Origin of the sequence: Marinilabilia salmonicolor (genome assembly GCF_003003035.1) — a bacterium.
Classification (GTDB): domain Bacteria; phylum Bacteroidota; class Bacteroidia; order Bacteroidales; family Marinilabiliaceae; genus Marinilabilia; species Marinilabilia salmonicolor_A.
This window is the reverse complement of sequence record NZ_PVTS01000001.1, coordinates 121,972-145,912: the sequence shown is the minus strand read 5'-3', so window position 1 is coordinate 145,912 and position 23,941 is coordinate 121,972. Positions and strand designations below refer to the sequence as shown.

The following is a 23,941-nucleotide window of genomic DNA, read 5'->3' as shown; positions in this document are numbered from 1 at the left end:
CCTGTTTCAGAATAAAAAAAGCCGGTCATCGACCAGCTTTTTCAGGAAACTTAGTTGTCTGATTCCGGGCATACTCGCCCCAATTATTTTGACAGAAACTCATGAACATGTGCAGCCGCTTCACGACCTTTGGCAATAGCCGTAACCACCAGGCTGGCGCCGCTTGCAGCATCACCAGCAGCAAAAACACCGGGTTTACTTGCTCCAAAACACTCATCAATCTTCACATTCCCACGCTGGTCCAATTCCAATCCGAGTTCCTCCACCAAACCTTTGTGAACAGGATGAACAAAACCCATGGAAAGCATTACCATATCCACCTCAATTTTACGTACGGTATCTTCCTTTTCTTCCATTTTCCACCTTCCATTATCCTGCATCCATTCTACTTCTACAACTTCAACAGCCTTAAGTTGTCCTTTCTCTCCAATGAAACGCCGGGTTGAAAGACTCCACATCCTTTCACAACCTTCCTGATGCGAAGAAGAAACTTTCAGCACATTGGGCCAGAAAGGCCAGGGATTATCAGGCGTTCTGGAAGCAGGAGGCTTTGGCATAATTTCTATCTGCATTACCTTTTCGGCACGCTGACGATTGGCCGTTCCAACACAGTCACTGCCGGTGTCTCCACCACCAATGACCATCACCTTTTTCCCTTTGGCATTAATACGCTCATCTTCGGAAAAAGAGGTTCCGCGATTCACTTTATTTTGTTGTTTCAGGTAATCCATAGCAAAATGAATACCTTTCAGATCACGTCCTTCCACCGGCAGATCACGAGGTTGCATGGCACCTATTGCCAGCACCACAGCATCAAACTCCTGCAACAATTCCTCTCCTTTAACATCTACACCCACCGCTGTATTGATGCGAAATTCGATACCCTCCTTTTCAAAAATCCGCTGTCGTCTGTCAATAACTTTCTTATTCAACTTAAAATCCGGAATTCCATACCGAAGCAATCCACCAATGGCATCATCACGTTCAAAAACAGTCACGGTGTGGCCTTTTTGATTCAACTGATCTGCCACCGAAAGGCCGGAGGGTCCGGAGCCTATAACTGCCACTTTTTTCCCGGTTCTTTTCTTTGGAATACGCGGTTGAATAAGGCCAAGTTCAAAAGCCTTCTCCACCGTAGAGGCCTCATTTTCCCGAATGGTAACAGCCTCCTCATGAATAGCAAGCACGCAGGACTTTTCGCAGGGAGCGGGACAAACCCGACCTGTAAATTCAGGAAAACTGTTGGTTGAATGCAATACTTCGCTGGCGAGCTTATAATCGCCCCTGTACAATGCATCCTGCCATTCAGGAATTTTACTACCTACCGGACATCCCCAATGACAAAAAGGAACGCCGCAATCCATACATCGGGAAGCCTGTAATTTCCGATCCTGATCATTCAGTGTTTGCTCAACTTCCCCATAATCATCAATCCTCTCATTTACCGGTCGGTTACCGCTCAGCTTTTGCTGAACCTCTATGAATCCTCTGGGATTTCCCATAGCTAATCATTATTATTGATGACAGACGCAATAATTATTCAGAATGCTGCGCCTGTCCATATTAACAAACTGTTTTTACTCTCTCAAATGCGGAGCATCCTCTGTCTCCCTCAGCTTCTTCTCCAACTCTTCCACTTTTTGTTGCTCCAGCACTTTCTTATATTCAAAAGGAATCACCTTAACAAACTTCGGCAGGAACTTCTCCCAATTTACCAGCACCTGGCGGGCTTTTTCACTGTTGGTGTGCAACAAGTGCTTATGGAGAAGGAATTGCAGTTCCTGAACATCCCCGTAATCCTGTACAGGCATCAGGTCAACCAGTCCTTTGTTGCAATAAAAATCAAAATTGCCTGATTCATCCAGCACATATGCGATTCCGCCACTCATCCCGGCAGCAAAATTCCGTCCGGTGGGGCCGATAACCACAACCCTCCCTCCGGTCATATACTCACAGCAGTGGTCTCCTGTACCTTCAACCACTGCATTTGCACCGGAATTCCTGACAGCAAAGCGCTCTCCTGCCACTCCGTGAACATACAAATGCCCCCCGGTAGCACCATAAAGCACCGTATTGCCGATAATAATATTCTCTTCGGGCTTAAATTTATGCCCGGTTGGCGGCACCACTACAATTTTCCCGCCCGACAAACCTTTACCAAGATAGTCATTGGCATCTCCTTCCAATCTAAAGCTTACTCCGCTTACCAGAAATGCCCCAAAGCTTTGTCCGGCCGACCCGGTAAAGGAACAATTAATGGTATTCTTAGGAAGTCCTTCCTCTCCGTATGCGAGGGAAACCTCTCCCGAAAGCATTGCTCCAACAGTTCTGTCGGTATTATTAACCGGATAAGACATCCAAACACGGGAGCCATTTTGAATGGCAGGGCGAGCCTCCTCTATTAGTTTCCGATCCAGAACCTTATCAATTTTATGATCCTGATCAGTGGTCTGATGCAATGGATACTTCTGACCTTCTCTGGGGAAATGGAGCAATCCTGACAGGTCGAGACCTCCGGTTTTCCAGTTTCCAACTTCAGGATCCCTTTCCAGCAGATCGCTTCTGCCAATAATTTCATCCAATGAGCGATAGCCCATTTCAGACAGAATCTCACGCACCTCAGTGGCAATAAATGTAAAGAAGTTCACCAGATTTCGGTACTTCCCGATAAATCGTTTTCTAAGTTCCTCATCCTGGGTTGCAATACCGGCAGGACAGGTATTCAGATGACATTTACGCATCATCACGCACCCCAGTACGATGAGTCCGGAAGTAGCAAAACCATACTCCTCAGCTCCCAGAAGCGCCATCTTTATGACGTCATGGCCTGTTTTCAACTGACCGTCGGTCTGCAATTTCACCCTGCCCCTGAGATTGTTAAGCACCAATGTCTGCTGGGTTTCAGCGAGTCCCAGCTCAACCGGAAGTCCGGCGTGTTTAATCGAACTGGTAGGACTGGCACCTGTTCCTCCCTCTGTACCACTGATTACAATCAGGTCAGCATGAGCCTTGGCCACTCCTGCGGCCACTGTACCAACACCGGTTTCCGAAACCAGTTTAACACTTACTCTGGCTCGCGGATTTGCGTTTTTCAGGTCAAAAATCAACTGGGCCAGATCCTCAATAGAATAAATATCGTGGTGCGGAGGAGGAGAAATCAAGGTAATGCCGGGAGTGGAGTTTCGAAGTTTGGCAATAACCTTGTCCACTTTGTAGCCGGGCAACTGCCCGCCCTCACCGGGTTTGGCTCCCTGGGCCACCTTTATCTGAAGTTCATCGGCATTGACCAGATAATTATTGGTAACACCAAACCGACCACTGGCCACCTGCTTTATGGAACTTCGTGCCGGCGATTTGAAACGCTTGGAATCCTCGCCACCTTCCCCTGTATTGCTGCGGCCTCCAATCTCATTCATGGCCATTGCCAGAGCTTCATGGGCCTCTTTGGAGATGGAGCCGTAACTCATGGCGCCAGTAACAAACCTTTTCAGTATGGCTTCCACCGGTTCCACTTCATTAACATCAATCGCCTTCCCCTTTTTCGGGTTCAAAAACCCTCTCAGGAAAAGTGGTTTACGATTATCGCTCTCCACTTTGCGACTGTATTCTTTATATTTCTGATAATCATTGCGTGCAGTGGCCCACTGCAAAAGTCCTATAGTTTCCGGATTCCATGCATGTTTCTCACCATATTTTCTGAAAGCATAAGCCCCTGCACTGTCATAAGACCCTTTGGGCAACAATTCGTCAAAAGCCTTTTGATGAAAGGCCAGTGCTTCCCTGGCAATCTCCTCAAAACCAACACCACCGATCCGGGAAGTAGTTCCGGTAAAGTATCTTTCAATAACCTCATTGGAAATTCCTATGGCCTCAAAAATCTGAGCTCCATGATAACTTCGAAGCGTGGAAATACCCATTTTTGAAAGCACCTTCATCAGCCCTTTATCCACAGCTTTGATGTATTTTTCACGAGCCTCTCCGTAAGAACCATCAACCTTGCCGCTCTTAACCATTTCATTAATGGTGGCAAAGCAAACATAAGGGTTAATCACACTAGCCCCATACCCCAGCAACAAAGCAAAATGCATCACTTCCCGGGCTTCTCCCGTTTCAACAATCAAACCTACCTGCATTCTCTTCTTTGCTTTGATAAGGTGATGATGAACAGCGGCAGTAGCCAGCAAGGATGGAATGGCGGCATTTTCGAGGCTAACTCCCCGGTCGCTCAGAATAATGTAGTTGTTCCCTTCATCCACCGCTTTTTCAGCATCGGTGCAAATTTGCTCCAGCGCCACTTTCAGCCCTTCGCCCCCCTGTGAAGCAGGGAAAAGCATGGGTAAAGTAACATGCGAAAACTCTTCACGACGAAAATCTTTAATCTTCCCCAGGTCAGTATTGGTAATCAAAGGACTTGCAAACTTGATGGATCGGCAATGCTCATAACTCTCCACCAGAATATTTTTAGAAACAGACCCAATATAATTGGTCAACGCCATTACCAATCCTTCCCTGATGGGATCGATAGCCGGGTTGGTAACCTGAGCAAAATGCTGTCGGAAATAGCTGAACAATCGTTGCGGCTTATCAGAGAAAATAGACATGGGCGTATCATTTCCCATTGAGCCGATAGGTTCCACACCACTTTCCGACATGGGTTTTATAATAAGGTCCACATCCTCCTTGTTGTATCCAAAAGCCTTCAGATACATATCATAGTTTTCGCCCAAATCGGAAGACACCCGCTGACGTACCTCAATGTTTCTGAGGCTAATGCGGTTTTCTTTCAGCCAGTTTTCATAAGGATGACGCATGGATAACTGCGACTTAATCTCCTCATCAGGAATAATTATTCCCAAACGGGTATCCACAAGCAACAGCTTTCCGGGTTTGAGTCTGCCTTTGGAGACAATCTTTTCGGCAGGAAACGTCTGCACCCCGACCTCTGACCCCATTACAATCAAATCGTCATCGGTAATTACATATCTCGACGGACGTAACCCGTTTCGGTCAAGGGTACCCCCAATATATCTGCCATCAGAGAAAACAATAGAAGCCGGACCATCCCAGGGCTCCATAATGGTACTGTGATATTCATAATATGCTTTAAGACTTGGAGGAATCGGGTTTTTGTCATTCCACGATTCCGGAATCAACATCGTCAGCGCATGAGGTAGTGTGCGACCAGTCAGGAAGAGAAATTCCAAAACATTATCCAGCGATGCCGAATCACTTTTACCAGTTTCAATAACCGGGAATAATTTCTTCAAATCCTCCCCAAACATATCAGACTCCAAAAGGCCCTCGCGGGCTTGCATCCACAGACGGTTTCCTTTAATGGTATTGATTTCTCCGTTGTGGGCCAGAATTCTGAAAGGCTGAGCCAAGTCCCAGGTAGGAAATGTATTGGTGCTAAAGCGGGAGTGAACCAATGCTATAGCACTTGCCAGCTTTGGATCCTGAAGATCAACAAAATACTCTCCCAGCTGAGCGGGTGTAAGCATTCCCTTATAGATAAAAACCTTGGTGGATAAACTTACGATATAAAATCCTTCTTTGGAGGCAATCTTCGAATTACGAACTGCATTTTCGGTCATTTTCCTGACTAAAAACAGCTTTCGCTCCAGAGCATCCTGTTCCACAAATTTACCGGTTACAAAAACCTGACGAATAAGCGGCTCACTACTGCGGGCAATCTCCCCGATGGCATCAGAATTCACAGGAACATCGCGATATCCAATCAGTTCCAGTCCTTCATCCACAATATTCTTATTCAGAATCTCCAAACAACCACGGGCCTCTTCCGGATCACCGGGCAGGAATACCAGTCCGGTTCCATAATGCCCGGGGGCAGGCAATTCAAAATCAAATCCACTAAAGTACTCATGAGGAACCTGCATAAGAATACCGGCACCGTCACCCGATTTATTGTCAGAACTCTCGGCACCCCTGTGGGTCATATTCACAAGAACTTCCAACCCCTTTCGCACAATATCATTAGAAGGCTTTCCTTTGATGTGCGCGACAAATCCAATTCCGCAATTGTCATGTTCATTGGCCGGATCGTACAACCCCTGAACTTTGGGAAAACGTTGCTGCATACTGAAACACTTTTAAAAGGAGATAAAACAAAATATTGGAAAACTGAGATGCCTGCCGAACATCCAATATTAATACTTTCTCAACCAACAGGCACTTTTTACTTAATAACCGAAAGCAAAATTACAATTTTAATTACGTTTTTCAAATTTTTTGAGCAAAAACATAACAATTAGCACCTTCCGACTCATTTTTACCGAGGTTAATAAACAGGCAATTTTCTTTACAGGTATCTCAAAAATCGCAACTCGCGGGATTTAATCACCCATTTACCGATTAATCTCTTCTTGTCTTAAAAAATGATGTTACTTTTGAATCAGGACGAACCTGAGTAATGAAAATCAGACTACAGGGTATTTCGAAATAAAGGACCTTAAAAGAACAACAAAGACAAACTGAAAATCAAACCATTCCATCATGGAACCAAAACACGAAGCAGGAAGCGCAAAGCCTAACCACTCATTTGCCGGAGCAGGACTGATCATCATTGGAGCTCTTTTACTGGCAGGTAATCTGGGGTTTATTCCCCAGCCGGTTTGGGACATTATATTCAGATGGCCAACCATATTTCTGATTATCGCCATCATAAATCTGGTCAAAGAAAAATTCATTCCCGCTCTGATATTCACTGCCATCTGGGGATTTTTCGTTCTTCCTGATATTTTCCCGACTTTGCACACCGATGAATTGAAAAGTTACTGGCCTGTTTTACTCATCCTGGCCGGATTGCTCTTCCTTAACACGCATCGAAAAAGGAAACAAGACAGTTACCCCGGAAAAACCAGGACACACGAGGAAAATCTAATCGATGAAGTGGCCATTTTCAGCGGGAACGTCAGACGCATTGAATCTGAAAACTTTGAAGGAGGAGAGATTACCTCAATTTTTGGAGGAAGCGAACTGTATTTCAATAATTGCAAAATCGCTCCCGAAGGAGCTGTCATTGAACTGACCAATATTTTTGGAGGCACAAAAATTGTTGTTCCCCGAAACTGGAATGTAAAAATTGAGGTAACAAGCATTCTGGGCGGCTTTGCTGACAAGAGAATTTATTCCGACAACGAGAGTCCCTCAAAACAGACCCTAATTATCAAAGGAATGAGCATATTTGGGGGAGGGGAAATTACCAACTTCTAACCTGACGTAACATGCTACATCCAATACTGGCCCAAAAACGATTGTTTTATGGCTTTATGGCCGGATGGATTACCCTCTTTCTTGGGCATACACTGTTCCTGTCGTACCAGTACCTTCCATTTGCCGATGCGCTGGTGGATGCCTTCATTTACAATGGAGTTTTCATGATTTTATCAGTAGCACTCTATTTTCCTCTTGCCTACCCCGAGGACTGCACCCGCAATGCATTCAATAAAAAATCATTTTTTTACCATGCCTTTCATCACATTACAACAGGTATGGTAACCCTTGCTATCTGGCTGGGAGCCTCCTTTTTCCTGTCCACTCAATTGTTAAGCCAAAACACTGAATATATAAACTTTGCCAGATCTAGTCTGCCCATGCGGGCAGCGTTTGGAGGCATGTTGATTGTTTTGCTGATTTCAATGTATCATTTCACAAGCTTTTATAAGCATCTAGAAGAGAAAAATACGCGGGAAGAGCAACTCAAAAAAATGCTGAAAGAAGCTGAGCTAAAAGCACTCAAAGCTCAGTTGAATCCTCACTTTTTATTCAACAGCCTCAATTCCATAAGCTCACTCACAATATCGGACCCGGGAGCGGCAAGAGAGATGTTAACACTGCTTTCAGATTTCCTCAGATATGCCCTCAAACGCAAAGAAGAAACCCTGCTGCCACTCAGAGAAGAGATAAAAAACATCCAGCGCTATCTGGAAATCGAAAGAGTCAGGTTTGGTGACCGTTTAAACTGTGAATTCGATATGCATCCCGATTGTTTGAACGTGCACGTTCCGGCCATGTTGCTCCAGCCACTTTATGAAAATGCCATCAAACACGGACTTTATGAAAGCATTGATCCGGTTTGTATTCAAACACATTGCCGAAAAAGAAACCACAGACTGGAAATTTCCGTGTCCAACAATTTTGATCCGGAAAGCACTCCCATAAAAGGAGAAGGAGTGGGACTGGAAAACATCCGAAGCAAATTACTCCTTTTCTATAATCGCACAGACCTGATGAGCATACATAGAGAAAACAACAACTTTGAAGTTACCATCAGCATCCCTAAAAGTACCTAAAATGAAAGAACAATCCACCTTCACCGCTCTGATAATAGATGATGAGCCTCCTGCAAGAGCTGTTGTTCGTTCTTTTCTGGGACAACATCCATTTATAAAAGTTGCAGGTGAATGCAGCAACGGATTTGAGGCTCTCAAGGCCATTCAGGAACAAAAGCCTGACTTGATTTTTCTGGATGTTCAAATGCCAAAAGTATCCGGCCTTGAATTACTGGAAGTAATAGACGAGCCACCAGTGGTGGTTTTTTCCACCGCTTATGATCAATATGCATTAAAAGCTTTTGAGATGAGCGCCGTTGACTACCTCCTGAAGCCTTACTCCCAGGTACGCTTCAATCAGGCAATGGAAAAAGTGATGACTCAACTTCAAAAAGGAGAAAAGACAGACACAAAAAAACTGATTCAGACACACTCAGAAGAAAATCAATCCAACCTGGAAAGAGTAGTAGTAAAAACAGGCACTAAGATGCACGTCATCCCCGCAGGGAAAATTTGTTTTATAGAAGCAAGCGAGGACTACGTTATGATATACGCTGAAGGCTCACGTCACCTGAAAGCCCAAACCATGCGGTTTTATGAAACGCACCTCGACAACAATCAGTTTGTGAGAATTCACCGCTCCTATATAGTCAATGTTAATTTCGTGGAACGCATGGAACCTTATGATAAAGACACCTATGTGGCTGTCATGAACGAAGGTCAACGTTTAAAAATCAGCCGGACCGGATATAGAAAACTGAAAGAAACACTTAACTTCTAAGGCCCAACTCCTCTATGGTTCTGTGCGACCGTCCAAACGGAATTCTTCAATGTGATGATTACTTCAAATCCCTCATGGCTCAAAAAAAATTTTTACATATTTTTTTGAGATCGTTCGATTTTTAGAAGTTTGAGGTTACAAAAATCGTATAAAACTGCCATTCTGAGTCTTATAAAAACAAGGCTTAAGTTTATAGTTGCGTGTGGATGTTTAAAGATTGCTTCGGACTGAGCTCTCGCAATGAACAGATTATGATTGGAATCCGCCGCACCTGCTCAGCGAATAATTTTTCCCAGAGTTTTTACATTTAGCATCTTAGTTTGTTCATTGCGAGGGCAACGCCTGACGCAATCTCTAATTGCAAAAACGTTATTTTAAACTATAGCCCCCTCAAAAACATTGGCTGCAGTCCATAGTCGCGTATATAAATAAAATTTGTTGGGTTCCTGTATTTCGGCATTCGGGTTCTTAATTATTTGTTTATTTTAGCAAAAATTTTTGCATTCGCCCGGAACCTGGTTATCAAAAATCTGTTTACTCAACAGTCATAAGGTAGATAAAAGGGAAGCGCAGAAAATTCAAAAACAGCTTTGACTCATAGAAAAACTCAATAAGAAACACTAATTTTAAAAAGTCATTTTATTTTTCACTATCTTGGATTTTCAAGTATGGAAAAACTCAGAAAAATAGTCAATTTTTACGTCACGGGGTTTCAGAATCTGCCACCCTGGGGTAGAGCTTTATGGGCCATAATACTAATCAAACTCTTCATTATGTTTGTTGTATTGCGCCTTTTCTTTTTTCCGGATCAATTACAAAACAACTTTGAATCAGACGAAGAAAGAGCCCGGCATGTAATCGAAAACATTACCACACCGTAATCAAACAATCAGCTTAACGATAAAACCAAAACAAAATGCTTGAAAACATTGATTTCACCCTGGTCAACTGGTCAAGAGGCCAGTTTGCACTCACAGCCATGTTCCACTGGCTATTTGTGCCGCTGACGCTGGGGCTTGCCTACATCATGGCATATATGGAAACCATGTATGTCAAAACCGGTGACCCCGAATGGAAGCGCATCACAAAATTCTGGATGAAACTATTCGGAATCAATTTTGCCATAGGTGTTGCCACAGGCATCATCCTGGAGTTTGAATTCGGAACCAACTGGAGCAACTACTCCTGGTTTGTAGGTGACATATTCGGCGCTCCACTGGCCATCGAAGGAATCATGGCATTCTTTCTTGAAAGTACTTTTATAGCCGTGATGTTTTTTGGATGGGATAAAGTAAGCAAACGTTTTCATCTCACTGCCACCTGGCTAACTGCCATAGGAGCCAGCCTGAGTGCAGTCTGGATTCTGGTTGCCAATGCCTGGATGCAAAATCCGGTGGGCACTTTCTTTAATCCTGAAACTGCCCGCAATGAAATGACAAGTTTCTGGGATGTTTTTCTATCCGAAACCGCCGTCAACAAATTTGTTCACACCATCACATCGGGCTTTGTTTTTGCAGCCATCTTTGTAATTGGCGTCAGCAGCTGGTATCTGATAAAGAACCGGGAACACCTGTTGGCAAAAAGAAGTATCGTAATAGCCTCGGTCTTTGGACTTATCAGCTCCTTAGTACTGATTGGCACCGGAGACAGTTCGGCCAAGGAAATTGTAAAAACCCAGCCCATGAAGTTTGCTGCCATGGAGGCGCTTTACGAAGGGCAAACCAATGCACCATTGGTGGCATTTGGAATCCTGGGAGACGAAACAGACCACAAAAACCTGAATGCAGACAGCGAAGCAGATTTTCTTTTCAAAATAGAAATTCCCTCTATGCTATCGTGGCTGGCCTATGGTGACCCCGACAGATATGTGGCCGGAATAAAAGACCTCATTCAGGGCAACGAGGAGCAGGGGATCCTCTCCTACAAAGAAAAAATCATCAGAGGACACAAGGCGCAACAAGCCCTCAGAGCACTTAAGGAAGCTCAGAAAACTGATCCCAACGGGGAAAAAGCAGCAGCCTTGAAAGCGAAATTCAGAGATCCGGAGTTCATCGAAAACAATGTTCAATATTTTGGTTATGGTAATTTTTACCATCCCGACCCGGAACAAATTGAAAAAAATGCCTTCACCATGGTTCCCCCCATTTCCATGACCTTTTATGCATTTCACATCATGGTAATGCTGGGAGGACTGTTTATGGCATTGTTTGCCTTATTCCTGTTTTTGGTTATGCGCAACCAACTGCACAACAAAAAATGGTTGCTTTGGGCAGCTGTATGGACCATTCCACTGGCTTACATCGCCCAACAATCGGGATGGATTGTTGCAGAAGTCGGTCGCCAGCCCTGGGTAATTCAGGATTTGATGCCCACCATGAAAGCCGTCACACAAATAGACGTGGAGTCAGTAATGACCACATTCTTCCTTTTTGCCGTTGTGTTTATCGGACTGTTCATTGCTGAGGCCAGGATCATGATTAAGCAAATCAAAGTTGGACCCAAAAAGAAGGAGGACCCAAATAATGTTTGAAGCACTCTCACACTTAGCATTACAACAATACTGGTGGATCATCATCTCTGTTTTGGGTGGTGCCCTTGTCTTTCTGATGTTCGTTCAGGGAGGTCAGACGCTGATTTATCAGGTTGGAAAAGACAAAGATGAGCGCACCATGCTGATCAACGCTCTTGGAAGGAAATGGGAATTTACCTTTACCACCTTGGTAACTTTCGGCGGTGCCTTTTTTGCCTCCTTCCCGCTCTTTTACAGCACCAGTTTTGGTGGCGCTTACTGGGCCTGGATGGTATTGCTTTTTGCCTTTATCATACAGGCAGTATCTTATGAATTCCGCTCACGTCCTGGCAATGTTTTCGGAGCACGCACCTATGAGACATTCCTCTTTATCAACGGACTGGTGGGCACATTTCTACTGGGTGTAGTGGTAGCCAGTTTCTTTACCGGCTCACAATTCTCACTGAGCGATATGAATGAAATGAGCTGGCATTCACCTTTCCGGGGACTGGAACTATTGCTGAATGTTCACAACCTGACTTTAGGCATTGCCGTGTTCTTCCTTGCACGTACTTTAGGCTTGCTGTATTTTCTAAATTCCATTGAGGACGAGAACATTGAGAAAAGAATCAGAAAACAGCTTTGGTACAATGCAGTACCGTTCCTGGTATTTTTCCTCACGTTCATTATCTGGCTCATGTTCAGGGAAGGTTACGCACTCAACCCGGAAACAGGGGAGATCTTTATGCAGGACAACAAATACTTCCTGAATCTGATTCAGATGCCGGTAGTGCTCATCCTGTTTTTGGCAGCGGTGGTACTTGTTCTTTATGGTGTTTTCATCAGCCTTTTCAAGAAAAGTTCAGCCGGAATCTGGTTTACCGGCAGCGGAAGCTTCCTGGCTGTTTTCTCCCTGTTTTTGGTGGCAGGATTCAACAATACCGCTTTTTATCCTTCAACCATCGATATGCAAAGTTCGTTAACCATTATGAAGGCATCATCGAGCCATTTCACACTCACAGTTATGAGTTATGTCTCATTGATGGTCCCCTTTGTGGCGGCTTACATATGGTTTACCTGGCGGGCCATCAACAAAAAGAAAATCAGCAAAGACGAACTAAGCTCGGGAGAATCACACTTTTATTAGAAATAAGTTATTGCAGAAACAACAAAAAAAAGACCTATGAGTTATTTTGTGGCTATTTTGATGTACTTATCATGGTTGGCAACCGTTGCTGTTGGTTATTTTGCTTCGGCATCTGCCGTAAAGTACTTCGATAAAAAGTGGAAAGAAACAACTGAAGCAGAAGAGGCTGCTGAAAGTTAGTATCACATCGACATAATACACAAAAAGGGCTTTGCGCAATTGTGCAAAGCCCTTTTTGTCCTTTAAGTATTTTTTCTATTTCTCTCCTTTCGATTTCTTTATCAGATCCACAAAATCATCAAAAAGAAATTCGGTATCTGTGGGACCACTGGATGCTTCGGGGTGAAACTGCGTTGAAAAGAATGGTTTTGTTTTATGCCTTATTCCTTCATTGGTTTCGTCATTGATATTCACAAAAAGTGGTTCCCAGTCGCTGCTTAATGAATCAGTATCCAATACAAACCCATGGTTCTGACTGGTAATGTAACAGGTTCCGGTACCTACTTTAATAACCGGATGATTGTGCGCCCGGTGACCGTATTTTAGTTTATGAGTAGAACCACCTGCTGCAGTCCCCAAAAGCTGGTTACCCAGACAAATACCAAAAATGGGTTTATTACCTTTTAAAGCCTTACGAATATTTCCGATGGTGGCCTCGCACATTTGTGGATCTCCCGGACCGTTAGCCAGCATGATGCCGTCAAAATCATCATTATTAAAATCATAATCCCATGGAACCATAGTAATGGTTGTATCCCGTTTCAAAAGGCACCTGATAATATTGTATTTACCACCCGTATCAACCAACACCACCTTATGTTTTCCGTTGCCATAAGTCACCTTCTCTTTGGTGCTCACTTTGGCAACCAGGTTGTCTTTATTGGGATCATAAAAATCAATCTGCTCTTCATCGGTCTCAATCTTTCCGAGCATGGTTCCTTTCTCCCTCAGTATTTTTGTCAGCGCCCGGGTGTCAATTCCGAAAATTCCGGGGACTTTATTTTTTTTCAGCCATTCTCCAAGACTACTTTGTGCATTCCAGTGGCTGAAATCGATAGAGTAATCTGAAATTACAAACCCTGAGACATGAATACGGTCAGACTCGAAAAACTTTGGTATCCCATCCTCTTTGTCATCTTTGGGAACTCCGTAGTTACCTACCAGCGGATACGTTGAGACAAGTATTTGTCCTTCGTAAGAGGGATCTGTGAGGCTTTCGGGATACCCCGTCATTGCTGTATTGAACACCACCTCACCGGCAACCGCCTTGTGATATCCAAAAGATTTTCCTTTAAAAACAGTCCCGTCTTCCAGAACCAATCTGATAGGTTTAAATTCAGACATACTTCACTTATTCTTTAAAAGTCAAACGCTTATTTCCTTCCGTAAAAAATGCATTTACCTCATAAACAGGGCAAATGCATTTCGCAAGGGCTTGGTTGGTTACAAAATTAGCAAATATTTCGCATTAAGGCACAGCAAAATAAACATTTATGAATATTTATTGCATCCATACAGAATATATGTGTATTTTATTCATTTTTTATTGTCGATATAAACCAGTTACCCGAATAGATCAATCCGCCTATCGATCCTTCATGTATGTATATTTCAGACGTGGATAAACCGCTTTATATGCAGGTCGAATAATACGACGACTTGAGCAGGTCACCTCTTCAATACGGTGAGCACACCATCCGGCAATTCGTGCCACAGCAAAGATGGGCGTATATATTTCTTCCGGAATTTCCAGACACTGATAAACAAACCCTGAATAGAAATCCACATTGGCACAAACAGTTTTTGAACCGGAACCCTTGAAATTATAGAATACTTCCGGCGCCAGACGTTCGATCATAGCATACAAGTTAAACTCTTTCAGACGGTTTTTTTCTATGGCAAGTTCCTCAGCTTTTTCTTTAAGCAAAATGGCCCGCGGATCAGAAAGGGTATAAATCGCGTGACCAATTCCATAAATTTTACCTGTTCCGTCATAAGCTTTCTTGTTCAGGATCTTCTCCAGATAGGCAGCTACCTCTTTTTCATCCTCCCAGTTTTTAACATTTTGTTTGATGTTATCCATCATGTTAATCACTTTCAGGTTGGCCCCCCCGTGCAATCCACCTTTGAGAGAGCCAAGAGCAGCGGCAATAGCAGAGTAGGTATCCGTTTGTGCAGAACTCACCACACGGGTAGTAAAAGAAGAATTGTTACCACCACCATGCTCAGCATGCAACACCAAAGAGAGATCCAGCAAGTCGGCCTCCAGCTTGGTATATTTCTTTCCCTTAAGCATGTAAAGGAAGTTCTCTGCAGCGCTTAGCTCAGGCTGTGGGTGGCGAATAATAAGAGACTTCTGCTGATAAGAATGTCTCATCCCAAAGTAAGCATAAGCCACAATAACCGGAAATTTGGCGATCAGACTCATGGACTGTTTCAGGAGATTCTCGGGAGAATAGTTCTCTGCCTCATCGTCGGCAGTATATAATCCAAGCACCGAACGGGCCAGCATATTCATTACGCAACGACCGCGCAGGGATAAAATCATGTTTTTGGAGAAGAAATCGGGAAGCTCACGCTCCCTTGCCAGTTGATTGCTGAAGGTTCTTAACTGACTTTTATCAGGCAACTTTCCCGACAGCAACAGATAGGCGGCCTCTTCGAAGCCATGTCTTTTATCTTCCTGAAATCCTCTGCAAAGATCCTTAAGTTCAACGCCGCGATAATAAAGTTCTCCGTGAGCCGGGATGATGTTTCCCTTGTCATCCTTGTTATACCCCACCACATCACCAATATTGGTAAGTCCAACAAGAACACCCGAGAAATCAGCATTTCTCAATCCTCTTTTCACATTGTATTTCAGATACAACTCCTTGTCGATCTCGCACGACTGAACAGAGGCTTTTGCAAATTCATTCAAAAAGGCCATATTTTAAGTTTTTAGGTTAATCATGTAAGTAATTTATTCATAGCATCCTGCACACGCTCAAATTGAAAACCGGCAACTACCTGTTTCATCTTATCCTTTATCTCCGCGTTGCACAGGTTACCAATACTCCCCTCGTGAGTGTGGTTCACTACAGAGGTATCAGGCAAAAACTCACCCTTTTCTATTTCCATCCCCACCTGCTTGTAGGCATCCCGAAAAGTCATTCCCGAAAGCACACGGCGGTTTACCTCTTCCACACTAAAGGCATATTTGTAACGTTCGTCTTTCATTATATCTTTGGAAATCTCCATTTTGGAGACCGCCGTAGTCATCAGGTCAATACAACTGAGGACATCCTCAAAGGCAGGAATAAACACCTCTTTGGTAATCTGCATATCCCTGAAGTACCCTGAAGGCAAATTGCCTGTTATCATGGCAATCTGATTGGGAACATCCATAAGCTTATTGCACCTTGCCCGCAACAATTCAAAGACATCAGGGTTCTTTTTATGCGGCATAATACTGGATCCAGTGGTAAAGGCATCCGGCAATTTTACAAATCCGAAGTTCTGACTCATATACAAACAGGCATCCATGGCCAGTCGCGATAGGGTAGATGCGATCGACGACAGAGCCATGGCCACCAACCGTTCCATTTTCCCCCTTCCCATCTGAGCGTAAACCACGTTGTAACTAAGGTCATCAAACCCCAGTAAGCGAGTTGTAAGCCCCCGATCCAAAGGAAAAGAATTTCCATATCCTGCCGCGGCACCAAGAGGATTTTGATTGACAACCCGCCAGGCAGCCTGTAAAAAGTGCAAATCGTCCACCAGGCTCTCGGCATAAGCCCCAAACCAAAGACCAAAAGAAGATGGCATAGCCACCTGCAAATGGGTATATCCCGGAAGCAGATCATCTTTATGGGCATCACTACGCTTTTGCAGAACATCAAAAAGGTCTTCCACAGCCCTGGTCACTTTCATAATTCCGTCACGGGCAAACAACTTTAAATCAAGTAAAACCTGATCATTTCTGGAACGTCCGCTGTGCACCTTCTTTCCGGTATCTCCAAGCTCACGGGTAAGCAACAATTCAACCTGCGAATGCACATCTTCAATCCCCTCTTCAATCTCGAAGCCGCCTTCCTGTGCATTTTTATACATCTTCTTCAGCTCGGGGATCAACGCCTGAAGATCCTCCTCACTCAGCAATCCCACCTCCTTCAACATCATGGAATGTGCCATCGTCCCGGCAATATCAAAAGGAGCCAGAAACAAATCCAGTTCCCTGTCTTTACCAATGGTAAACGACTCTATCTTTTTATCAGTATCAATACCTTTATCCCAAAGCTTCATAAACTATAGCATTAGCAAGAAAATAAACCTTTATATAAGAAGTGAAACCCACACAACATGCATTCCTTTAGCAGGAAGAGACCCGCTTTTAGAAGGACTGCATTATTCAAAAATAAGCAAGGTCAAAGCATCTCTTAGCAAAACCCCTTGAATGCTTTCGACCGGGAACAAGAGTGCATATTATTCATTTTTAGAACAAGGGGAATACACTTACAGTTTTCACCCAATTTGCAACCAAAAAGTCGAAAGCGTCACAAAAATAAGCGAATATTTTAAAAATCATGTATTGAAAAGGAAAATAATCAACACGTTCATTTTATTTTTACTCATTTTAAATTGAATTAATATTCAATCCATCCAGTAAATGGAGATACAAATCCACCCCTTCAGCTATCTCTTTTTTGTAAATAAACTCATCAGCAGTATGCGATCTGGCAGAATCTCCGGGACCGATTTTAACAGTGGTAAACGGCAGGCGTGCCTGATCTGAAGTAGTAGGAGAACCGTATTTTTGAAGTCCCAGTTGCTCTCCACGAATCACAAAAGGATGATCAACAGGAATGGAGGAACTGTTCAACCGAAATGAACGTGCCTGCAGCCTACAGTTCACCTTCTTCTGAATCAATTGAAAAAGTTCTTCATTGCGGTAGAATTCATTAACCCTGACATCAACCATAAACTTACAAACATCGGGAACAACATTGTGTTGCGAACCGGACTCAACACCGGTAACGGTCATTTTAACAGGTCCCAAAAACTCTGACTGTTCAGGAAACTGATAGGTTCGAAACCACTCCAGCACAGGAAGTGCCTCATAAATAGCATTTAAACCCTCATCCCGTGCGGCATGCCCGCTCCGACCAGCCACTTCACCATCAATGACCATCAGCCCCTTCTCAGCTACAGCCATTTGCATTTGAGTAGGCTCACCAACGATGCCAAGATCGATTGGTCCCAATTCTTTCAGAATGGAAGCGACTCCCCCGTCCCCGGAGACTTCCTCTTCAGCGGTGGCAGAAAAAATCAGATTATAAGGTTGTGACGACTGTTCCAACTTCCTGAAAGCTGCCAGCAGAGCAACTACCGAGGCTCCGGCATCATTGCTTCCCAGTCCGATAATGCGATCGCCCGGGTCAGTAGCAACAAAAGGAGGATACTTCCATGCAGAGGAGGGTTTGACTGTATCCAAATGAGAATTAAGCAGAATGGTTGGTTTCTCCGCCGAGAAGCCGGCGGTCTTTACCCAGACATTATTCCCATTTCTTTCAGGACTGAGTCCGAACGACTTCAGATACTGCTCGAAAATATCGGCAACAGCCCCCTCTTCTCTGCTTAAAGAGGGAGTGGCTACCATTTTTTTCAACAACTCTATGGATTCGGAAACAAAGGGATCTTGTGACATATAACAGATCGTTAGATTTTTAGAAGTCAGAGGTTTAAAAAATCGGATAACATTGCCATAACAACAATTAATAAAATCTCTAAAACTATTCACCCAGGGTAGTTCCGCTACCCGGAACGGATAAACCTTCAGTATTGGTAATTACCACCTCTGCCACACCATTTCCCAGTGAGGCAAAACCATTTTCCAGTTTGGGAACCATTCCCTCAGAGATAATTCCCTCATTGCGATACATATTAAACAGCTCACGGTTAAGAAAGGGAATCACAGAAGTATCATCATCCGGATTGATAAGCACACCCGGCTTTTCAAAACAAAACATCAGGCGGGTCTCCATTACTTCAGAAAACCCCACAGCCAGTGATGAAGCAATGGTATCGGCATTGGTATTCAAAAGTGTCCCCTGCCCATCGTGTGTGAGTGGAGCAATCACAGGAACAATCCCCTGCTTCAACAAAGGAATAACGGGTGAGATATTTACCTCATCCACATCACCCACAAAACCGTAATCAACATCGGACCCGGTACGTTTATGGGCTTTAATAAGATTCAGGTCAGCACCAGTAATCCCCATCGCATTGATATCCATAGCCTGCAGTCCTGCCACTACCGTTTTATTCACCAGGCCTCCATAGACCATGGTTACCACCTCCAACATATCCTCATCAGTTATACGCCGGCCTTCCACCATTTTAGTTTCTATGCCGAGGCGTTTGGCCATGGTAGTGGCAGAGCGGCCTCCTCCATGCACCAAAACTTTTGGTCCGGGCAGGGCAGAGAAATCTTCCAAAAAATCGTGAAGCGTCTCCGGACTCTCCAGAACTTTCCCTCCGACTTTAACTATAGTAAGTTTTTGATCCATAATTCCTTATTTTTTTTACAATTAATGCCATCAAGAAAACCAGGTTTTTCCTGAGTGCCAGATTCGAAAAGTTCAAATTCAAGGCTTGTCCTATTTGAAAATCAAGGAGTTTACTTTCTTAAATAACTATTTTCAGAAATTCAAGGTGTGCAATAGATTTTAAACAATGGTATTACACACCCTAATTATCACAGAAATTGGACTTTTCGGGTAAGCACTAATTAGTCTGTCCATAAACTAAGCGTTTTTCACGTGTTTAAGATAGAAAGTTCAAATTCAAGGCGTGTGAAAAATATAAACCACAGTCCCGAAGTAGCTTTTGTAAGGTTTTTTGAACAAAAAAACAACAAAAAGCACAATCGGGATGAGGATCTATATTTTGAGCAACAACGCAGAAGTTGGACTTTATAGACAAACACTAATTACAATGATTCAAGCATACGCTTCAAAACAGTCTGAGCAGAGACCACACGATTGGCGGCTTCCTGAATAACAATGGAATCGGGACTTTCAATCACACCATCGGTAACCACCATATTCCGGCGCACCGGAAGACAGTGCATAAACTTCGCATTGTTGGTCAGTGCCATTTTTTCTTCATTCACTGTCCAGGAGCGATCGGTGGAGAGCACTTTGCCATACTCCGAAAAGCTTGCCCAGCTTTTTGCATAAATAAAATCGGCACCTTCAAAAGCTTTTTTCTGGTCGTATTCCACATGAACACCTTCCATGAACTCAGGTGCCAGCTCGTAGCCTTTCGGATGAGTAACAGTCAGGTCCACATCAGCCACTTTCATCCACTCCACAAAAGAATTGGGAACCGCCTGAGGTAACGCTTTAGGATGCGGAGCCCAGGTAAGCACTACCTTTGGGCGCTTGTCTGAACGATGCTCCTCAATAGTCACCAGATCTGCAAATGCCTGAAGCGGATGACGCGTAGCCGACTCCATACTGATAACGGGACGACCGGAGAGCTCAATAAACTGATTAAGAATCTTTTCACTGTAGTCTTCCTCTTTATTCTCGAACCGGGCAAAAGACCTTACTCCAATAATATCGCAATATTGACCAATCACCGGAACAGCCTCCCGGATATGCTCAGGTTTATCGCCGTCCATAATCACCCCTGTCTCTGTCTCCAGCTGCCATCCATCTTTATTGATATCCAAAACAATAACATTCATACCTAAATTGGTAGCTGCTTTTTGAGTACTCAAACGGGTGCGAAGACTTGAATTAAAAAAGATCAGCACTGCTGTTTTATTTTTTCCCAAATGCTGATGTGCATAAGGATTCTTTTTTACTTCTGCTGCCTCTTTCAAAGCCTGGTTCAAATCGCCGATGTCCGACGGTGTAAGAAATCTTCTCATATTTTTATTGTGTAAGTAGCTGTTTAAGAGTTGTTGGGTTTGGGGTTTGGGGTTCTGGGTTCCGTTCCGAGTTTCGGGTTGTGGAATTAAATCTGAGTGCCTCAAGGGCGAACTACGCCATCACTCTCAATCAGCCATTTGTAACTTGTAAGTTCCCTTAGTCCCATAGGTCCGCGCGCATGAAGTTTCTGGGTACTGATTCCGATTTCGGCACCTAATCCGAATTGAGCCCCATCGGTAAATGCTGTGGAGGTATTGGCATACACCGCTGCAGCGTCCACCTCATTAAAAAAGCGGGCAATTACCTGCTCATCTTCAGCCATTATTGCTTCACTATGCTTGGAACTGTAATAAGAAATATGCTTTAAAGCCTGGTCAATATCATCAACCACTTTAACAGACATCCTAAGCCCAAGAAATTCGGTGCCAAAAGAATCGTCATCAGCCTTCCGGAGGAGATTCCCGGGATAGTGAGACTCAAGGGCCTCATAAGCCCGTTCATCAGCTTCAATAGCAACATTCTTCATAGCCAGAGCAGCCACAATGCCGGGCAGGTCTGCCAGACGATCGGAATGCAGCACCAAACAGTCAAGAGCATTACAAACGCTGGGCCTCCTGGTCTTGGCATTAAAAACTACCTTTTTTGATTTCTCCAGGTCTGCGGAAGCATCCACATAAGTGTGCACAATCCCGGCACCTGTTTCAATTACGGGTATTTTCGATTCATTGCGAACAGAATTAATCAATCCCTGAGAACCTCGTGGAATCAGCATATCCACATAACCATCGGCGTGCATAAGATCCTGTGCCGCTTCCCTGTCGGGAGGCAACAACTGGATAACATCAGAGGATACAGAGTGTGAAGCCAAACACTCACGGATAATTCCCACAGCGGCCAGATTGGAATGCCAGGCATCTTGTCCGCCTTTCAGCACGGAGACATTCCCCGATTTAAAACACAACGAAAAGACATCGAAAGTAACATTGGGACGAGCCTCATAAATTACCCCGACCACCCCGATGGGAACAGTCACTTTTTTCAGTTTCAAACCGGATGGCATCTCCCGCTCATCCAGAACATCTCCAAGCGGGGTTTTCATTCCGGCAACATCACGCATATCCGATGCAATACCTTCAATTCTTTCAGCAGTCAATTGAAGTCTGTCATAACGAGGATCAGACTCTTTCATTCGCTCCAGATCTTTTTTATTGGCGCTGAGCAAAAGGGCTGTTTTTGCCACCATGCTATCAGCCAGATCCAACAAGACCTTACTTATGAGATCGTCACTCAGGCGAACCATTACACCTGCAGCCCCTTTAGCTTTCTTAAATTGATCAAGGTTTGTCATAACAAGTCATTTTCTCTTCTCCTCAGCACTAATGCACCTCAGGATAAATAAACAGATAATCATAATGCACCAATGGCTTATATCTGCGATCCTCAAGATGGCGCTCAGCAACATTTTTTTCATATTGAGCTCTTCCGATACCGATGACGCCACCATTGTGGTCACGTATTCTCAAAAGATCTCCCTTTTTAAAGTCACCCGAAAATGAGATCACCCCGGCAAGCAATAAGCTCCTGGCTTTAGCTCCGGTAAGAGCGTCTCTTGCTCCTTCATTGACCTTTACCTCCGCTTTTGCAAAACCATCAGCATAAGCCATCCATTTTTTTATGGCAGGTTTGGGACTGTCCGGTTCAAAACGGGTATGTTTCACCTCCACGGGATTTTGAGCCAGATCAAGAATTATGTTATCGCAGGTTCCATTGGCAATGTGAACTGCAACGCCGGAGTCGGCAGTTTTTTGTGCCACCCGGCATTTGGTTAGCATCCCCCCACGCCCAAAATTACTTTTGGTGGTGGAGATGTATTTCTCCAAATCATCTTCCCCCTCTTTAATCAGCGGCACCAATTCAGCACCAGGTTCTCCGGGCATCCCGGTAAAAATACCATCCACATTGCTGAGAATAAAAAGAGCTTCGGTCCCCATCATGGAGGCCACCATCCCGGCCAATTCATCATTATCGGTAAACATAAGCGCAGTTACCGATACCGCATCATTTTCATTTATTATCGGCACAATCTTGTTCTCGAGCAACACCGAAAGACAATTCTTCATATTCAGATAATGCTCCCTGGTGCTAAAATCCTGTTTGGTCACCAGCACCTGCGAGCAGGTAAGTCCACGGTTGCCAAACAACTGCGAATAGATGTTTACCAGTTTTACCTGCCCCACCGATGACAACAGCTGTCGCTCAGACACAGGATCTTTAGCATTTTTATTAGCCACAATACTCCGGCCGGCGGCCACAGCACCACTGGAGACCAGGATTACGCGAATTCCCAGCTTATGAAGCTCCGATATTTGCGCGGTAAGATGCTCAATCCTCTCCAGGTCAAGATTTCCATCGGGGCGTGTAAGCACGTTAGACCCGACTTTTATAGTAATCGATTTATAATACAAATCTTTTTTTGTCACCTCTTTTTACTTCCGTTTTCAATTTTCTCAAATGAAGTAATCAGTCCTTTGATGAGTGCGGAACTAAAACCCTGGTGTTCCATCTCATTCAACCCTGAAATGGTAATCCCCCTGGGAGTAGTCACCTTATCTATCTCCGCTTCAGGATGTGCCTCCCCGCGAATGATCAACTCTGCAGCCCCTTTTACCGTCTGGGACGCAATTTTAAGAGCCAGATCGGAACCAAATCCGATTTCAACTCCTCCCTGAGTAGCGGCACGAATAAACCTGAGCGCAAAAGCAATTCCGCAAGCGGCCAACACTGTGGCAGAAGCCATCAGTTCTTCCGGAATGAACTGAACGGTTCCGGTCGGCTCAAATAACTCACGAATTACAGCATCCTGCTCTTCGGTAGCCTCATAAGAGGAGACACAGGTCATAGATTCTCCGATGGAGATGGCAGTATTGGGCATTACCCTGAAAATGGATTTTCTTCCGGAAGCCATTTCTGAAATTCTTTGTGAATCCACTCCTGCAGCAAGAGAAATCAACAGGGCCTCATCCGAAAGGGCCGGTTGAATCTCAGAAATAATATCCTCCAGCTGGTAAGGCTTAACGGCAAGAATAACCACGTCGGCATTCTCCACTGCTTTCAGGTTATCCTGTCCCACTGATATACCTTCCTGTTCGAGAGATTTGATCAGATGTACCCGTCTTCGGGTAACGATCACCTCCCCTTTAAAAGGCTTACCTGACTTCACCAAACCCTTGGCAATAGCGGCTCCCAGGTTACCACCCCCTATAATCGCAATTTTATTAATCATTCGAAGTTTTT

18 protein-coding genes are annotated in these 23,941 nt (G+C 44.2%); 7 read left to right on the top strand and 11 right to left on the bottom strand.

Translation table 11 applies throughout. The annotated features are described in order from the left end of the window. Positions 1-83: 83 nt before the first annotated feature. Both BY457_RS00555 and gltB read right to left on the bottom strand, forming a co-directional pair. On the bottom strand, positions 84-1,502 hold the full coding sequence (locus BY457_RS00555) for a glutamate synthase subunit beta (protein ID WP_106151396.1): 1,419 nt from the start codon (positions 1,500-1,502) through the stop codon (positions 84-86). 75 nt (positions 1,503-1,577) lie between these two features. Continuing rightward, positions 1,578-6,098 (bottom strand): glutamate synthase large subunit, encoded by a 4,521-nt coding sequence (gene gltB / locus BY457_RS00550; protein ID WP_106151395.1) that lies wholly within the window; start codon positions 6,096-6,098, stop codon positions 1,578-1,580. A gap of 415 nt (positions 6,099-6,513) precedes the next feature. Here gltB and BY457_RS00545 point away from each other — a divergent pair, with 415 nt between their 5' ends. The 7 genes from BY457_RS00545 to BY457_RS18935 all read left to right on the top strand — a co-directional run bounded on the left by BY457_RS00545 (position 6,514) and on the right by BY457_RS18935 (position 12,908). Continuing rightward, a complete protein-coding gene (locus BY457_RS00545; protein WP_106151394.1) occupies positions 6,514-7,233 on the top strand; it encodes a LiaF transmembrane domain-containing protein in 720 nt (239 codons plus the stop codon). Positions 7,234-7,244: 11 nt separating this feature from the next. Continuing rightward, positions 7,245-8,312: a sensor histidine kinase gene (locus BY457_RS00540; RefSeq protein ID WP_258176475.1), complete on the top strand. Its 1,068-nt coding sequence runs from the start codon at positions 7,245-7,247 to the stop codon at positions 8,310-8,312. Position 8,313: 1 nt separating this feature from the next. Beyond that, positions 8,314-9,072, top strand: coding sequence for a LytR/AlgR family response regulator transcription factor (locus BY457_RS00535; RefSeq protein WP_106151392.1), 759 nt, complete (start codon positions 8,314-8,316; stop codon positions 9,070-9,072). Positions 9,073-9,740: 668 nt separating this feature from the next. Next, positions 9,741-9,953: a DUF4492 domain-containing protein gene (locus tag BY457_RS00530; protein ID WP_106151391.1), complete on the top strand. Its 213-nt coding sequence runs from the start codon at positions 9,741-9,743 to the stop codon at positions 9,951-9,953. A 35-nt stretch (positions 9,954-9,988) separates the two neighbouring features. Next, positions 9,989-11,602 carry a cytochrome ubiquinol oxidase subunit I gene (locus BY457_RS00525; RefSeq protein ID WP_106151390.1) on the top strand — a complete coding sequence of 538 codons (1,614 nt, stop codon included), beginning with the start codon at positions 9,989-9,991 and terminating at the stop codon, positions 11,600-11,602. Continuing rightward, positions 11,595-12,728, top strand: coding sequence for a cytochrome d ubiquinol oxidase subunit II (cydB, locus tag BY457_RS00520; protein WP_106151389.1), 1,134 nt, complete (start codon positions 11,595-11,597; stop codon positions 12,726-12,728). The genes BY457_RS00525 and cydB overlap by 8 nt, the downstream gene beginning before the upstream one ends. A gap of 36 nt (positions 12,729-12,764) precedes the next feature. Then, complete coding sequence (locus BY457_RS18935; protein WP_181256286.1) at positions 12,765-12,908, top strand: hypothetical protein; 144 nt, start codon at positions 12,765-12,767, stop codon at positions 12,906-12,908. Positions 12,909-12,983: 75 nt separating this feature from the next. Here the strand turns inward: BY457_RS18935 and carA are convergent, their stop codons facing one another. From carA to proC, 9 genes are all read right to left on the bottom strand, one after another. Beyond that, complete coding sequence (carA, locus tag BY457_RS00515) at positions 12,984-14,072, bottom strand: glutamine-hydrolyzing carbamoyl-phosphate synthase small subunit (RefSeq protein WP_106151388.1); 1,089 nt, start codon at positions 14,070-14,072, stop codon at positions 12,984-12,986. Between the two features lie 241 nt (positions 14,073-14,313). Further along, positions 14,314-15,657: a citrate synthase gene (locus BY457_RS00510; protein WP_106151387.1), complete on the bottom strand. Its 1,344-nt coding sequence runs from the start codon at positions 15,655-15,657 to the stop codon at positions 14,314-14,316. A gap of 20 nt (positions 15,658-15,677) precedes the next feature. Then, positions 15,678-17,012 carry an argininosuccinate lyase gene (gene argH, locus BY457_RS00505; RefSeq protein ID WP_106151386.1) on the bottom strand — a complete coding sequence of 445 codons (1,335 nt, stop codon included), beginning with the start codon at positions 17,010-17,012 and terminating at the stop codon, positions 15,678-15,680. A gap of 331 nt (positions 17,013-17,343) precedes the next feature. Further along, complete coding sequence (locus tag BY457_RS00495) at positions 17,344-18,414, bottom strand: M20 family metallo-hydrolase (RefSeq protein ID WP_106151384.1); 1,071 nt, start codon at positions 18,412-18,414, stop codon at positions 17,344-17,346. An 85-nt stretch (positions 18,415-18,499) separates the two neighbouring features. Further along, positions 18,500-19,276 (bottom strand): acetylglutamate kinase, encoded by a 777-nt coding sequence (gene argB, locus BY457_RS00490; protein ID WP_106151383.1) that lies wholly within the window; start codon positions 19,274-19,276, stop codon positions 18,500-18,502. 422 nt (positions 19,277-19,698) lie between these two features. Continuing rightward, on the bottom strand, positions 19,699-20,646 hold the full coding sequence (locus tag BY457_RS00485; RefSeq protein ID WP_106151382.1) for an N-acetylornithine carbamoyltransferase: 948 nt from the start codon (positions 20,644-20,646) through the stop codon (positions 19,699-19,701). 101 nt (positions 20,647-20,747) lie between these two features. Next, positions 20,748-21,995 (bottom strand): glutamate-5-semialdehyde dehydrogenase, encoded by a 1,248-nt coding sequence (locus BY457_RS00480; RefSeq protein ID WP_106151381.1) that lies wholly within the window; start codon positions 21,993-21,995, stop codon positions 20,748-20,750. A 28-nt stretch (positions 21,996-22,023) separates the two neighbouring features. Then, positions 22,024-23,127 (bottom strand): glutamate 5-kinase, encoded by a 1,104-nt coding sequence (gene proB, locus BY457_RS00475; RefSeq protein WP_106151380.1) that lies wholly within the window; start codon positions 23,125-23,127, stop codon positions 22,024-22,026. After that, entirely contained in the window at positions 23,124-23,930 is an 807-nt protein-coding gene (gene proC / locus BY457_RS00470) for a pyrroline-5-carboxylate reductase (RefSeq protein ID WP_106151379.1), read from the bottom strand. The genes proB and proC overlap by 4 nt, the downstream gene beginning before the upstream one ends. Positions 23,931-23,941 lie beyond the last annotated feature (11 nt).

Coding starts and splice junctions, on each gene's coding strand:
- BY457_RS00525 (WP_106151390.1), top strand. CDS start 9,989: ATGCTTGAAAACATTGATTTCACCCTGGTCAACTGGTCAAGAGGCCAG.
- BY457_RS00510 (WP_106151387.1), bottom strand. CDS start 15,657: ATGGCCTTTTTGAATGAATTTGCAAAAGCCTCTGTTCAGTCGTGCGAG.
- proC (WP_106151379.1), bottom strand. CDS start 23,930: ATGATTAATAAAATTGCGATTATAGGGGGTGGTAACCTGGGAGCCGCT.
- BY457_RS00495 (WP_106151384.1), bottom strand. CDS start 18,414: ATGTCACAAGATCCCTTTGTTTCCGAATCCATAGAGTTGTTGAAAAAA.
- cydB (WP_106151389.1), top strand. CDS start 11,595: ATGTTTGAAGCACTCTCACACTTAGCATTACAACAATACTGGTGGATC.
- BY457_RS00545 (WP_106151394.1), top strand. CDS start 6,514: ATGGAACCAAAACACGAAGCAGGAAGCGCAAAGCCTAACCACTCATTT.
- BY457_RS00540 (WP_258176475.1), top strand. CDS start 7,245: ATGCTACATCCAATACTGGCCCAAAAACGATTGTTTTATGGCTTTATG.
- BY457_RS00535 (WP_106151392.1), top strand. CDS start 8,314: ATGAAAGAACAATCCACCTTCACCGCTCTGATAATAGATGATGAGCCT.
- BY457_RS00530 (WP_106151391.1), top strand. CDS start 9,741: ATGGAAAAACTCAGAAAAATAGTCAATTTTTACGTCACGGGGTTTCAG.
- BY457_RS18935 (WP_181256286.1), top strand. CDS start 12,765: ATGAGTTATTTTGTGGCTATTTTGATGTACTTATCATGGTTGGCAACC.
- BY457_RS00555 (WP_106151396.1), bottom strand. CDS start 1,502: ATGGGAAATCCCAGAGGATTCATAGAGGTTCAGCAAAAGCTGAGCGGT.
- carA (WP_106151388.1), bottom strand. CDS start 14,072: ATGTCTGAATTTAAACCTATCAGATTGGTTCTGGAAGACGGGACTGTT.
- BY457_RS00480 (WP_106151381.1), bottom strand. CDS start 21,995: ATGACAAACCTTGATCAATTTAAGAAAGCTAAAGGGGCTGCAGGTGTA.
- argH (WP_106151386.1), bottom strand. CDS start 17,012: ATGAAGCTTTGGGATAAAGGTATTGATACTGATAAAAAGATAGAGTCG.
- gltB (WP_106151395.1), bottom strand. CDS start 6,098: ATGCAGCAACGTTTTCCCAAAGTTCAGGGGTTGTACGATCCGGCCAAT.
- argB (WP_106151383.1), bottom strand. CDS start 19,276: ATGGATCAAAAACTTACTATAGTTAAAGTCGGAGGGAAAGTTCTGGAG.
- BY457_RS00485 (WP_106151382.1), bottom strand. CDS start 20,646: ATGAGAAGATTTCTTACACCGTCGGACATCGGCGATTTGAACCAGGCT.